The organism is Roseivivax isoporae LMG 25204, assembly GCF_000521865.1.
Taxonomy (GTDB): Bacteria; Pseudomonadota; Alphaproteobacteria; order Rhodobacterales; family Rhodobacteraceae; genus Roseivivax; species Roseivivax isoporae.
Map to the genome: position 1 here is coordinate 1 of NZ_JAME01000009.1, position 12,656 is coordinate 12,656.

The window sequence follows — 12,656 nt, forward strand, 5'->3', positions numbered from 1 at the left end:
GGCACCAATGACTTAGCCGGTTCAGTTTGGTTCCCGGCGTCGGTTAAGCCCGCACCCGCAGCTCACTTTCACGCTCCGTGCTCGTTCCCTTCCCAGCGATTCCCGGATGCGGATTAGGTTCGGCATTCATGCGCCGATCGTGTGAGGGTCAGGCAGAGCTCCGCCGTCTTCGCATTGGCTTCCTGCTCCCGCAGGATGCCAATGATCTGTTCCTCGATGAACTCCAATCACTTCACAATTCGGTCCTCTCCTTGGGCCGGACTTCAGTAGTACGATGGAGGAGCTATCGCGGGGCAGAGCGCGACGAGTGCATTGAGCGTACGGAGATCAAGGAATGTGACGTCTGATTTTGGGCGTATTGGTCATTCGCTGCTGTCGCCGAAAAAAGCCGAGCCACAAGCGTCCGGACGGGCAGGGCGCTGGCAAGTTACGCCCCAGGCGCTTCCTTGCGACGGCGTCGAACCGCCTGCGCCGCAGACAGGATGAGCAGACCGGCGATCGCCGCCACGAACGCAGCCGAGATCGGGCGTTCGAGGAACACCATGGGATCGCCGCGGCTGATCAGGAGGGCGCGGCGCAGGTTGGTCTCGATCAACGGTCCTAGCACGAACCCGAGCAGGAGGAGCGCGGGGCTGAAGCGCGCGAGCGCCAGGAGATGGCCGGCCAGACCGATCGCCGCGACGGCCACGATGTCGTAGGTTAGACCCCGCACGGAATAGACGCCGAGGCAGATGAAGATCAGGATCGCCGGGTAGAGCCAGCGGAAGGGGAGCCGCAGAAGCGAGACCCAGATGCCGATGAGCGGCAGGTTCAGGACCAGTAGGAGCAGGTTGCCGATCCCGAAGCTGGCGACGAGGCCCCAGAACATCTCGGGCCGCGCGTCGAGCATCATGGGTCCCGGCTGCACCCCGTGGATGACCAGCGCGCCCAGCATCAGCGCCATGATCGGATCCCCGGGAATGCCCAGCGTCAGGGTGGGCACGAAGGCGGTGATCGCGGCCGAGTTGTTGGCGGCCTCCGGCCCGGCCACGCCCTCGATCGCGCCCTGGCCGAAGCGTTCGGGCCGGCGCGCGATGCGCCGCTCCATGGCGTAGCTCAGGAAGGACGACAGCGTCGATCCGGTGCCCGGCAGCGCGCCGAAGAAGCTGCCCATGCCGCTGCCGCGCAGGGTCGGGAAGAGCATGCGCGACAGGTCGTCTCGCGTAGGGGCCATCTGGCGGAAGCTAATCCGCCCGGTCACCGCCTGGCGCTCGGGATCGCGGACGTTGCCGATGACCTCGGCCACGCCGAACAGGCCCATCGCCAGCGCCACGAGGTTCACTCCGTCCAGCAGCTCGGTCTGTCCGAACGTGTAGCGCATGGCCCCCGAATTCACGTCCGTGCCGATGCAGCCCAGCAGCATGCCGAGGACGATCATGGCGAAGCCCTTGGCCGGCCTCGCACTGCCGATCGTCGATGCCGCGACCAGCCCCAGCACCATCATGGCGGCGTAGTCCGCGGCGCCAAACGCCACCGCCGCGCGCGAGAGCCAGCCGGCCAGCATCACCAGCACCACGATGCCGATGATCGAGCCGGCGAAGGACGACACCATCGCGGCGAAGAGCGCAGGCCCCGCACGCCCGTCGCGCGCCATCGGGTAGCCGTCGAGGGCCGTCACGGCCGATTGCGGGGTGCCGGGCAGGCGCATCAGGATCGACGCGACCGCGCCGCCGTACTGCGCGCCGTAATAGACCCCCGCCAGCATGATGAGCGCGGCCTCGGCCGAGATGTAGTAGGTGATCGGCAGGAGCAGCGAAATCGCGGCCATCGCCCCGATCCCGGGCAGGACGCCGACGAAGGTCCCAAGAAGGACGCCCAGCAGGCAGTAAACCAGAACGCCCGGCTGCAGGGCAAAGGCCAGCCCGGTCAGAAGTCCGTCCCACGTCCCCATGCGCGCTCAGACCCCGCGCGGCCAGAGGGGCAGCGACATCTGCAGCCCCGCGCGGAACACGAGAAGGGTGAGCAGGGTGACGATCCCCGCGAGGCAGAGCCGCCATGTCCAGCCGCGCTGCGGCGCGGCCAGGGACGCGATCAGCACGGCCGCGAAGGATGCCGCCACGATTCCGAGCGGCCGCATCCCCAGTCCGAAGACAAGGATCGACGACAGCACTGCGATGGCGGCCGCGGGCTCGAAGGATATCGCGTCGCCCGCCCGGCGCAGGCCCGGCAGCGCCACGACCAGCCCGAAGGCCGCCAGCAGGAGGCCCAGCGCAACGGGAAAGGCGCCGGGTCCCATCTGCCTGAGCGAGCCCAGGTCGTAATGGAGCCACGCCCAGCCCGCTGCCGCCGCGCCGATCGCAGCGAGAGCGAAGCCACCGCAGATGTCGGCCCAGTCACGCCGCATCGCCGGATTACTGCGCCTCGATCCGGTCGATCACGCCACCCCACATCTCGGTATCCGCGGCGATGCGCTCCTGCATCTCCTCCGCCGTGCCGGGGGCCGCCTGCCAGCCGATCGCCAGGAGCTGCTCCTGAACGGACGGGGTCGCGAGGATCTCGGCGATCTCGGTGGTCAGGCGCTCGATCACCGCGGGATCGGTGCCCGCCGGCGCGATGAACCCGTTCCAGAGCTCGGCCCGGAAGTCCTCCGGCATGCCCGCCCGGCCCGCGATCGGGGCGACGTCTGGCGCCTGGGCAAAGGGGTCGGACGAGGTGATGCCGAGCATCCGCATGTTGCCGCCCTCGACATGCGGCATCGCGGCCGAGGGCGCCATGAAGCCCGCGTCGATCTCGCCGCCCATGATCGAGGTCGTGACCTCGGCATAGCTTGCGAACGGGACATGCAGCATGTCGACGCCCGCCTCGTCGGCGAACAGCTCCGCCGTCAGGTGTGCGCCCGACCCCTGGCCCACCGAGCCGTAGGCGATGGCCTCGGGATCCGCGCCGGCCGCCTCGACGAAGCCGTCCAGATCCTCGATCCCGGACGCGGTCGAGACGGCGAGGACCAGCGGCGACGTGGCGATCAGGGTGACGGGCGCGATGTCGGAGGCCACGTCGAACCCGGTATCCCCCATCATCCGGGGCGCCGTGGTCAGCGGTCCGTTGATCGTCGTGCCGAACGTGAGATCATCGTCACCGGCATTGGCCAGCATCTGCTGGATGCCGATCACACCCCCCGCACCCGGACGGTTCTCGATCACGACGGGCTGCCCCAGGCGCTCGGCCAGCGGGTCGGTGATGATGCGCGCAAGCGTGTCAGGTGACGAGCCCGCGGGGAAGCCGACATAGACATGCAGAGGCCCCGAGGGCCAGCCGTCCTGGGCGAAGGCGGGCGCGGCAGCAAGGGCCAGCGCACAGCCGAGGACGGCGCGGCTTGTGATGCGAATGGTCATCGGCGGGTCTCCTCATCTTGGTGCGCGCAACGAACACCACTTCCGCGCCCAGGGCAATGGCTGCAGGTGCGGCGCCTCGAGATGCCCGCCCGGCTGCGCGCGGATCGCAGCCGGGGCCCCGGGACCGGCCGGGCCCCGGGCAGGGGGACGGCCCGATTTGTCCGGCCGGCCGGACCCCGCGCCGCACCGCGCCGGGCCGCATCGCAGCCGACGCAGGCATTGATCCGGGACGCGGATGATGTAGGCAGACGCAAAAGGCTCGCCGATGACAGAGATCCCGACGCTCACCACGTCTCGCCTGACCCTCCGGCCCATGCGGGCGGAGGATTGGACCGGCTACCACCGCCTGATGGCCTCGGAGCGTTCGATCCACATGGGCGGGCCGTTCTCCCTGGCCCGATCCTGGGGAATGTTCTGCGCGGACCACGCCCAATGGAGCCTGTTCGGATGCGGCGCCCTCATGATCGAGGATGCGGTCAGCGGCGACTGCCTCGGACAGGTCGCGATCAATTCGGGGCCGCTGTTCCCCGAATGCGAGCTCGGATGGTTCGTCTATCCCGAGGCCGAGGGGCACGGCTACGCCTACGAGGCGGCCATGGCCTTGCGGGCATGGAGCCGTGACGTCCGGCACCTCGAGACGCTGGTGAGTTACGTCGATCCCGACAACACCAGATCGGCCAGGCTCGCGGAACGGCTCGGCGCGACGCTGGATGCGGCCGCACGGCGGCCTGACCCGTCGGATCTGGTCTACAGGCACTACGGCTAGGGACCGCTTAGGGCTCGGACCCGAGCATCACCGGCTCGTCGCACCGGGCGTCAGCCGCGTCCGCATGCCCTCTAGTCCCGCATTCCTCCGCAAGCCATCGCATCGCGGACCCCGTGTCGACGATCCGTCATGTCGGGTCGCTGCGGCAGGTCCGCTTCGGTCCCAGTTTACATCGTCGACGGGCTGCAGCGACGGGCCCTCGCGCCAGCTGTCCAAAGACGAACCTCAACTTCACAGATCTTGCCCTAGGAATTCGTCCGCGCTGAGTGCCTGAGGTGACGGAAGGCCGAGGGTAGGGGCAATTCTACCGTTTCCGTCCCGACCTGTGCGCGACGAGTCTTTGCAGGTCGTCAAAGTCCGCTGTGCCGACCTCTGGCATTCTTGTCAAAGATGTCTGGCTGCTGACAGCCCGAACCGGTCGTTAACTTTTGGCGTGGGAAAGGAGCCGGTCCACGCGGTGTGTCTAATGCCCCGCTGCGGAAGAGCGGAAGCCATCCGGTCAAGTGGACATGAAACGGCGTCTCGCCTCCACGGCCATGTTGTAGCGTTGTTGAATGTCAGCGATCAGCGCCATTGCAACGCGTCTGGCGTCATCGCCCTCGGCATCTCGATAGCTCTGCTTCGCCGCATCCAGCAGTTTCTTTAGCCTGAACTCTTCGGGCAGTGCGCCTGCTTCCGCCATGATCCGGACCGCAACAGCCGTTGCCATGTCTGTGAAGGCCTGGCCGGAACGGTCAGGCAGCGGCTTCCCCTCGCCCTCGAGGTTTCGAAGCTTGCCCTCCGCCAGGGCCTTTTGGATTTGCCGTTCAACAAGGCGTTCAAGGGTTTGAGCCATGCCGCATTCTCGCTTTACCACCGGTCGACGCCGTTCGGACGAACATGCGCCAACGCTCTGATCCTGTCGATCATACACCGCACAGGCCCAACTTGCAGCGCCGGGCCGCAGTTTCGATTGCCGGCGCCACGCGGGCCGCGGCGCGCGGTCTGCAGGCAGGGTGCCGCAGTAGTCCGCCCGAGAAACGGGCGTCCTCGATCCGGGGCGCTGTGCAATGCGCGGATCGGATACCCGGCATGCCGTGCGCGGACTTGTGCTTTCTGTTTGGGGTGGCTACGGGGCGGGCAGATCATCTGGACCTGGGGTGAAACTCCCCGGGTGGCTCTCCCGGCCGCCGATCCGCCGGGCTAACCAAGACACTCTGAAAAGATGACCGGTGGGGCAGGACTGCTGAGCCGGACAGGAACGGGACATCTCGACCATGAATCTCACCGCCTACCGGCGCCAGTGGCTCGGTAACGTGCGCGGCGACCTGCTTTCGGGTCTCGTCGTCGCGCTCGCCCTCATCCCCGAGGCGATCGCCTTCTCGATCATCGCCGGCGTGGATCCGAAGATCGGACTCTACGCCTCGTTCTCCATCGCCGTGGTCACCGCCATCGCCGGCGGCCGGCCCGGCATGATCTCGGCCGCGACCGCGGCCACGGCCGTGCTGATGGTGACGCTCGTGGCCGAGCACGGGCTGCAATACCTCCTCGCGACCACGGTGCTCGCCGGTCTCCTGCAGATCGCCGCGGGCTTCGCGCGGCTCGGCCACCTGATGCGCTTCGTCTCGCGCTCGGTGATGACGGGCTTCGTCAACGCGCTCGCGATCCTCATCTTCATGGCGCAGATCCCCGAGCTCACGGGGGTGCCGTGGCTGACCTATCCGCTGGTCGCGGCCGGCCTTGCGATCATCTACCTCTTCCCCTACCTGACCCGCGCGGTGCCGTCGCCGCTGGTGACGATCATCGTCCTGACCGTGGTCGTGTTGGTGATGGGCTGGGACGTGCGCACCGTGGGCGACATGGGCGCGCTGCCCGACACGCTGCCGGTCTTCCTGATCCCGGACATCCCGCTCACCTTCGAGACGCTGACGATCATCCTGCCCTACGCGGCGGCCGTCGCCGTCGTGGGCCTGCTCGAGAGCCTGATGACTGCGAACATCGTGGACGACCTGACCGACACGAAATCCGACCGGAACCAGGAATGCGTGGGCCAGGGCCTGGCCAACACGGCGACAGGCTTCATCGGGGGCATGGCGGGCTGCGCGATGATCGGCCAGTCGATCATCAACATCAAGTCGGGCGGCCGCGGCCGGCTGTCCTGCTTCGCGGCGGGTGTCTTCCTGCTCTTCATGGTGGTGGCGCTCGGCGATCTCGTGGCGCGGATCCCCATGGCGGCGCTGGTGGCGATCATGATCATGGTCTCGATCGGCACGTTCTCGTGGTCCTCGATCAAGCAGCTCAGGACCCACCCGCGGTCGTCCTCGATCGTGATGATCGCGACCGTCGCGGTGGTGGTCTACACCCACAACCTCGCCATCGGGGTGCTGGTGGGCGTGCTGCTGTCAGGCCTGTTCTTCGCCGCCAAGATCGCGCAGCTCTTCCGGGTCACGTCGTCCCTGTCCGAGGACGGGCGCGTGCGGACCTACCACATCGAGGGGCAGCTCTTCTTCGCCTCGGCGGAGGATTTCATGGACGCCTTCGACTTCAGGGAGGCCGCCGACCGCGTGGTGATCGACGTGAGCCGCGCGCATATCTGGGACATCTCCTCGGTTGCCGCGCTCGACATGGCCGTGCTCAAGTTCCGCAGGGACGGCTCCGAGGTCGAGATCGTCGGCATGAACGCGGCGTCCGAGACCATCGTCGACCGGCTTGCGGTGCACGACAAGCCCGGCGCGATGGACAAGCTGATGGCGCATTGAGGGAGGAGACGTCATGACCAAGAAGATCATCGCCCTGGTGGACGGGTCCGTCTATGCACGCAGCGTCTGCGACCATGCCGCCTGGATTGCCGGTCGCGGCGTCCACGCCGTCGAGCTGATGCACGTCCTCGGGCGGCGCGAGGGCGGCGCGGGGTCGGACCTGTCGGGCGCGATCTCGCTCGGAGCGCGCAGCGCGCTGCTGGAGGAGCTCTCCAATCTCGACGCGCAGCGGGCGAAGCTGGCGATCACGCGCGGCCGGGCCATCCTCGAGGACGCCAAGGCGCTTCTCGACGATGCGGGCATCCGCGCGAGCGAGCATCTGCGCCACGGCGACCTGATCGAGGCGATCTCCGAGAAGGAGGGCGACGCCGAGATGATCCTGATCGGCAAGCGCGGCGAGGCCGCGGATTTCGCCAAGGGGCACCTCGGCTCGAACCTGGAGCGGGTCGTCCGCGCGGCGTCGAAGCCCCTCTTCATCGCGTCTCGGGCGTTCCGCCCGATCGGCAAGGTGCTGATCGCCTATGACGGCAGCGCGAGCGCCATGCGCGCGGTCGATCACGTGGCGCGCTCGCCGCTCTATGCGGGGCTCGGGATCCGGATCGTCACGGTCGGGTCGGCGACGGACGCCGCGCGGAAGGGCCTCGAGGACGCCAAGGCCATGCTGTCGGCTGCGGGGCTCGACGCCGAGACCGGCATCCTCCCCGGCCAGCCGGAGGAGGCGCTCGGCAAGCTCATCGAGGAGGCCCGGTTCGATCACCTGGTGATGGGCGCCTCCGGGCATTCGCGGCTAAGGTCGCTTTTCGTGGGCTCGACGAGCCTCGAGATGATCCGCACCTGCAAGGTCCCGATCCTGCTGGTGCGGTGACGTGGCGGAAGACCCGCGGGCGCGGCCCCGGCCGCGCCTGCACGCCCGGGGCCCTCCGTCCAAGCAAGTGACGCCCGGCACGGGAACAATGCGCGGAGGCGCCGGTTACCGTGGGCCAAGGACGGCCGAGTGGCTGGTCCCGCCTGCTGACCTATGATCTGGAACCAGCATTGTCGGACAGAGCGGATGCGGGGGATGGACGGTCACCATGGTTGGCGCAGTTGAAACCTTGGGGGGGCATCCCCTGCGCGACGCGGTCTTCGACGCCGCGCCGCATGCCTATCTGGTCCTCGATCCGGACTTCGTCATCGTCGACGTCAACCAGCAGTACCTTGACCTGACCGGGACCCGGCGGGTGGACCTGGTGGGCGCGGTGATGTTCGATGCGTTCCCGGACAATCCCGACGACCCGACGGCCGACGGCGTGCGCAACCTCCGGCTATCGCTGGAGACGGCGCGCTCCACCGGGCGCCCGCACGCGATGGCCGTGCAGAAATACGACATCCCCCTCCGCGGGCCCGGCGGCGGCTTCGAGGAGCGGTACTGGAAGCCCCTGAACACGCCGGTCCTGCGGGCGGACCGGGTCGTGGCGCTGATCCACCACGTGGTCGACGTCACCGACGAGACGATCTTCCACCGCGACCAGGCGATCCGCCTGCGCTCGGCCCAGCGGCTCGACGATCTCGCGTTCTGGGAATACGACCCGCGCACCGGGACCATCTTTGCCTCGCGCGCCTTCGCGAGCATGCTGGAGCTGGCCGAGCGCGAGGGGACGCTGCCGGCGCACGACTGCTTCGCCCGGATCCACGCGGACGACCGGGCCGGCGTCCACGACGTGTTCGACCAGGTCATGGACGCGCCGGAACACACGAGCGTCGCCTTCACGAACCGCCTCGTGCTGCCGGGGGGCGGTGCGCGCTGGATCTCCTCGCAGGGCGAACTCGTCCGGGACCATCGTGACGCCCTGCCGCGCTTCGTGGTCGTGACGCTGGACATCACCGCGTCCAAGCAACGCGAGGAGCAGCTGTCCGAGGCGCTGGAGGATCGGGACCGCCTGCTCGCCCAGAAGGAGGCGCTGCTCGGCGAGGTGAACCACCGCATCAAGAACAGCCTGCAGCTGGTGGCCAGCATCCTGAACACCGACGCGCACCGCTCCGGCCATGGCGAGGTGCGCGAGCGGCTCGAGCGGGCAGCGGCGCGGGTGCGGGCGGTCACCTCGGTGCACGAGATGCTCTACCGCTCGAACGAGGTGACGACGGTCGCGTTCGGAACCTATCTCCGCGAACTCTGCAAGAACCTCGCCGATGGCGACGCGGGCACGGCGAGCGTCGAGATGCAGTGCGATGCGGCCGACCTGCACCTGCCGACCGACAAGGCGATCCCGCTCGCGCTGATCGTCAACGAACTGGTCTCGAACGCGATCAAGCACGGGCTCGCGGGCACGCCGGACGGGACCATTCACGTTTCCACCTGGGTGACGGGGGACGGCATTGCGCTGGAGGTTGCCGACAACGGCCGCGGCAAGCTCGAGGGCGCCGAGCAGGGCCTCGGGACGCGGATCATCGAGGGCCTCGTCCGGCAGCTCGACGCGTCCATGAATACGGGCGATGCCGGGCCGGGCCACCGCGTGACCATCCACGTGCCGCTCCGGACCGGATGAGCCTGCGCGTCCTGATCTGCGAAGACGAGTTCTTCATCGCGCTCGATCTGCAGGACCAGGTGGAATCCCTGGGGCACAGGGTGACCGGGGTGGCGCGGGACGTGGAGACCTGCAAGGCGGAAGCGCGCCGCGAACGGCCGGACCTCGCGTTGATGGACCTGCGGCTCGCGGGCGGCACGTCCGGCATCGACGCGTCCCGCTGGCTCTACGAGACCTTGGACGTGCGCTGCATATTCATCAGCGGCAATCTCGACGCCGCGACCCGCGAGATCCTCGCGGCGGTGAAGCCGCACGCCTTTCTCGGCAAGCCGATCCTGAAACACCAGCTGGCGCGGGAGCTCCGGGTCTGTTGCGGTGAGACCGGCGCGGCCGCGGACGAATGACCAAGCCGCGGATGGCGCCGCGTCCCGGTCGCGGTCACGCGCCGCGAAGCCGCCTCAGGTGACGAAGTACCATGCCGACAGCGCGGCCCCGATGGCGACCACGGTCCAGCGCATGACCGGGACCGGGACGCGGCGCGCGACGACCACTCCGAGGAAGCCCCCGGTGACGCTGGACAGCGTGATCACGATCGCCTCGGACCAGTGCACCAGTCCGGAAAAGACGAACAGCAAGACGGCGAAGCCCTGCATGCACACCGCCAGGATGTTCTTGGCGGCGTTGGCATCGTGGAACCGGTCGCCGAACACGATCGACAGGGACGCGAGCATCATGATCCCCATGCCGGCCCCGAAATAGCCGCCGTATATCGCGACGACGCCCTGCAGTGCGAGGGCGCCGGTCGTCGCCCTGGCCGCGGCGGGCAGGGGCGTTCCTGCCGCCCCCCTGAGGCGCTGCATCAGCGCGGGGATGCGCGGCGACAGCGCGAACAGCACCGTCGCGAACAGCAGGAGCCACGGCACGAGGCCCCGGAACGTGGTGTCGTCGGTATTCAGGAGCAGCCAGCCTCCGAACAGTCCGCCGATCGCCGAGACCGCGCAGAGCGGCACGAGGACCCGGGACAGCGCGAGGATCTCGCCCCTGTAGGCAAGGGCGGAGGCGATCTGGCCGGGCACGACCGAGACTGCGCTGGTCGCGTTGGCCGCCACCGGCGGCAGTCCGATCGCCATCAGCGTCGCGAAGGTGAAGAACGTGCCGCCGCCCGCGATGGCGTTGATGATGCCCGCAAGCGTACCGGCACCCGCGAGGGCCACGAGGTCGAGAAGGGACGTCATGCCGCCCGCGTGATCCGGAAGCCGCCCGTGCGGGTCGCCCAACCTGTCATCGTGATCCCCTTGCCACCGTCCCGCGCGCCCCGCGGGACCTGCGCCGGATCGCCTATCATGGCCCCCCGGGCGGGGAAACCGGCGCCGGGCAGCGTTCCGGTCGCGACGCGGGCGTTATCGTCGGACGGGCCGATCCGCGCCGTCGCAATCTTCTGGACAAAGGCCGGCGGCCAGAGCAGTGATGGACATGCGCGCTACACGACGTGCCATGTCGGGTGACCTTACGGACAAATCTGTCTCTCGCATTTCCGGGATGCGTAGAAGGGCAACAGCCGAGCGTGGGCTTTCAAGCGACACGCTGCTCCGGTTGCGGTTTGCCCCGCGCCGGAGCAATTTTTCCGCCACCGGGCGTCAGGCCGGCACCACGTCCCGCCTGCGGGCTGCGCGGGTGGCCGTGTCCCCCCGATCATCCGACCATACGCGGTAGCGCACGATCCGCGCCACGCGGCAGCCGTCCGGCGCCGACTTGCGCCACCACGTCCAGTCCCAGCTGTAGCCGCCGGTCGCGCCGGCGACGCCCTCGATCTCGCCGGAGAACTCGCCCGGCTCGTCCTCGAAGACGGCTCGCGTGCGGGTCCCGTGGGGAAGCGGGCACCCCTTGCCGTCGTGGCGGATGGATGGACCCCAGCTCATGTCATTCACCTCGCGTTCTGCCTGCTTGCGCGGGACCAACGACCGACGGGCGCGGATCGACCCCGGACCGGCGGCGGAAATCGCAAGGTGGCGTCGCCGCTCCGCCCGGGTCCGGTCGCGCGCGCCTGCCGGCGGGACCGTCACGAGCCGTCGCCGACGGCGCGGGCGCGGTCCTGGTCGCGGCTGCGCGAGCGCAGCATGGCCGCCTTTTCCGACAGGAGCGTCGTCACCCCGGGCCGCGTCTCGCGTTCGGCCTCGGCCAGGGTTTCCATGGCCGTGGCAAGCGTCTCGGTCATCGCGGGCGAGAGGTTCCCGACGGCGCGCATCATCAGGCTGCTCATGTATTCGACGGCGACGACGCGCTCGGTCAGCGTCGGTTCGATGGCGGGTTCGCGGTTCTTCATGCGGCCTGTTCCTGTGTCCTGGGTCGGTGTCGAGAGGGCGGGTTCGCCGAAGGGGCCGAGCCGGCGAGCCGATATCTTGCGCAGGCGGTCGCGGCAACGTCGACATGATGCCGCGATGAAACCTACGCGGGTGTGTCATGTCCCACCCTCGCGCCAAAGTTCAAGGGCTCATGCGCAGAGCAGACCTCCCGAGGTTGCGTGTGACCGGTCGCTGCAGCATGGGACGCATCGCGCCAGCGCTTCAACCGAAAGGTGTCGTGGTCCGGAAGACCTGACACTCGGGAGGGCCATTGAGGCAGGCGCATGGCCCGGCTGCGGGCGTTTCCTGTACCTGACCTGAGGTCATCCGGAAACGCGTTTGTAATCCGATGCTTCGTCCCCTAGGCACGAAGGTATTGGGTCGGCGCTCGTACCCGGCCCCAACTGGCGCGCAGGACAGACGGCGGGTCGTCCGCGCGCTCTTTCACCGTTTTGCGCGGCGTGCCGGAGCGGGGCCGCCTGGTCCTGCCGGTACCGCGCAAGGAGAGCGCTCGGCGGGTCCGGCCTGGGTCGCTGCCTGACGCGCCTCACGACCCCCGGTCGCGTTCCTTCTGGGCCCAGAAATACCCGACCGTTGCGCCCTTGATGAGGCGCAGGAGGGCGAAGGTCAGCACCAGCGTGATCCCCGTGATCCAGAGGAGCAGGACCACTGGCTCGGGTCGGAAGACCGCGAAGCCGATCCCGAAGAGGGGGATGAGCAGCAGTCCCACGATGGAGATCGTGAAGAAGGCCGGCGCGTCGGCCGTCTTGTACGCACCGAGCGGCTCGCCGCATGCGGCGCAGCGCGCGGCCACGCCCAGATAGCCTTCGAACAGCCGGCCCGTGCCGCAATTCGGGCACCGGCCGAGCAGCCCGCGGCGCATGGCAAGCCGGGCGTCGCGCGGATCGTCGTCGGTCGTCATCCGGGCACCATCG

General features: G+C 68.7%; 13 protein-coding genes and 1 other annotated feature. Of the genes, 5 read left to right on the forward strand and 8 right to left on the reverse strand.

All coding sequences use genetic code 11. The features are described 5' to 3' along the window. Positions 1 to 427 precede the first annotated feature (427 nt). The 3 genes from RISW2_RS07365 to RISW2_RS07375 are packed head-to-tail and all read right to left on the reverse strand — an operon-like array spanning position 428 to position 3,371. Positions 428 to 1,930, reverse strand: a complete 1,503-nt coding sequence (locus RISW2_RS07365) for a tripartite tricarboxylate transporter permease (RefSeq protein WP_043768635.1) — start codon at positions 1,928 to 1,930, stop codon at positions 428 to 430. A gap of 6 nt (positions 1,931 to 1,936) precedes the next feature. Then, complete coding sequence (locus RISW2_RS07370; RefSeq protein WP_043768637.1) at positions 1,937 to 2,383, reverse strand: tripartite tricarboxylate transporter TctB family protein; 447 nt, start codon at positions 2,381 to 2,383, stop codon at positions 1,937 to 1,939. Positions 2,384 to 2,390: 7 nt separating this feature from the next. Continuing rightward, the gene (locus RISW2_RS07375) at positions 2,391 to 3,371 is read right to left on the reverse strand and encodes a Bug family tripartite tricarboxylate transporter substrate binding protein (protein WP_043768640.1); all 981 of its coding nucleotides are present in this window, start codon (positions 3,369 to 3,371) and stop codon (positions 2,391 to 2,393) included. A gap of 265 nt (positions 3,372 to 3,636) precedes the next feature. Here RISW2_RS07375 and RISW2_RS07380 point away from each other — a divergent pair, with 265 nt between their 5' ends. After that, positions 3,637 to 4,137 (forward strand): GNAT family N-acetyltransferase, encoded by a 501-nt coding sequence (locus tag RISW2_RS07380; RefSeq protein WP_043768643.1) that lies wholly within the window; start codon positions 3,637 to 3,639, stop codon positions 4,135 to 4,137. A 499-nt stretch (positions 4,138 to 4,636) separates the two neighbouring features. On the opposite strand, the gene RISW2_RS07385 is transcribed toward RISW2_RS07380, so the two are convergent. Then, positions 4,637 to 4,972, reverse strand: coding sequence for a DnaJ family domain-containing protein (locus tag RISW2_RS07385; protein ID WP_043768646.1), 336 nt, complete (start codon positions 4,970 to 4,972; stop codon positions 4,637 to 4,639). Positions 4,973 to 5,264: 292 nt separating this feature from the next. After that, positions 5,265 to 5,324, forward strand: a sequence feature (sul1 is cis-regulatory element that is thought to sense ions involved in sulfur or methionine metabolism; They are found in Alphaproteobacteria). 69 nt (positions 5,325 to 5,393) lie between these two features. On the opposite strand from RISW2_RS07385, the gene RISW2_RS07390 reads away from it, so the two are divergent. The 4 genes from RISW2_RS07390 (at position 5,394) to RISW2_RS07405 (ending at position 9,783) form a co-directional block, all read left to right on the forward strand. Next, the gene (locus RISW2_RS07390) at positions 5,394 to 6,875 is read left to right on the forward strand and encodes a SulP family inorganic anion transporter (RefSeq protein WP_043768649.1); all 1,482 of its coding nucleotides are present in this window, start codon (positions 5,394 to 5,396) and stop codon (positions 6,873 to 6,875) included. A 13-nt stretch (positions 6,876 to 6,888) separates the two neighbouring features. Further along, positions 6,889 to 7,740 carry a universal stress protein gene (locus RISW2_RS07395; RefSeq protein WP_043768651.1) on the forward strand — a complete coding sequence of 284 codons (852 nt, stop codon included), beginning with the start codon at positions 6,889 to 6,891 and terminating at the stop codon, positions 7,738 to 7,740. Between the two features lie 208 nt (positions 7,741 to 7,948). Continuing rightward, complete coding sequence (locus RISW2_RS23440) at positions 7,949 to 9,400, forward strand: sensor histidine kinase (protein WP_084615285.1); 1,452 nt, start codon at positions 7,949 to 7,951, stop codon at positions 9,398 to 9,400. Beyond that, positions 9,397 to 9,783, forward strand: coding sequence for a response regulator (locus tag RISW2_RS07405; RefSeq protein ID WP_051491853.1), 387 nt, complete (start codon positions 9,397 to 9,399; stop codon positions 9,781 to 9,783). The genes RISW2_RS23440 and RISW2_RS07405 overlap by 4 nt, the downstream gene beginning before the upstream one ends. 54 nt (positions 9,784 to 9,837) lie before the next feature. Here RISW2_RS07405 and RISW2_RS07410 read toward each other — a convergent pair whose 3' ends face one another. The 4 genes from RISW2_RS07410 to RISW2_RS07425 all read right to left on the reverse strand — a co-directional run bounded on the left by RISW2_RS07410 (position 9,838) and on the right by RISW2_RS07425 (position 12,643). After that, positions 9,838 to 10,614 (reverse strand): sulfite exporter TauE/SafE family protein, encoded by a 777-nt coding sequence (locus tag RISW2_RS07410; RefSeq protein ID WP_043768905.1) that lies wholly within the window; start codon positions 10,612 to 10,614, stop codon positions 9,838 to 9,840. Between the two features lie 402 nt (positions 10,615 to 11,016). Beyond that, on the reverse strand, positions 11,017 to 11,298 hold the full coding sequence (locus tag RISW2_RS07415; protein ID WP_043768653.1) for a hypothetical protein: 282 nt from the start codon (positions 11,296 to 11,298) through the stop codon (positions 11,017 to 11,019). Positions 11,299 to 11,438: 140 nt separating this feature from the next. Beyond that, on the reverse strand, positions 11,439 to 11,702 hold the full coding sequence (locus tag RISW2_RS07420; RefSeq protein WP_043768655.1) for a hypothetical protein: 264 nt from the start codon (positions 11,700 to 11,702) through the stop codon (positions 11,439 to 11,441). 566 nt (positions 11,703 to 12,268) lie between these two features. Then, positions 12,269 to 12,643 (reverse strand): DUF983 domain-containing protein, encoded by a 375-nt coding sequence (locus tag RISW2_RS07425; protein WP_043768657.1) that lies wholly within the window; start codon positions 12,641 to 12,643, stop codon positions 12,269 to 12,271. Positions 12,644 to 12,656 lie beyond the last annotated feature (13 nt).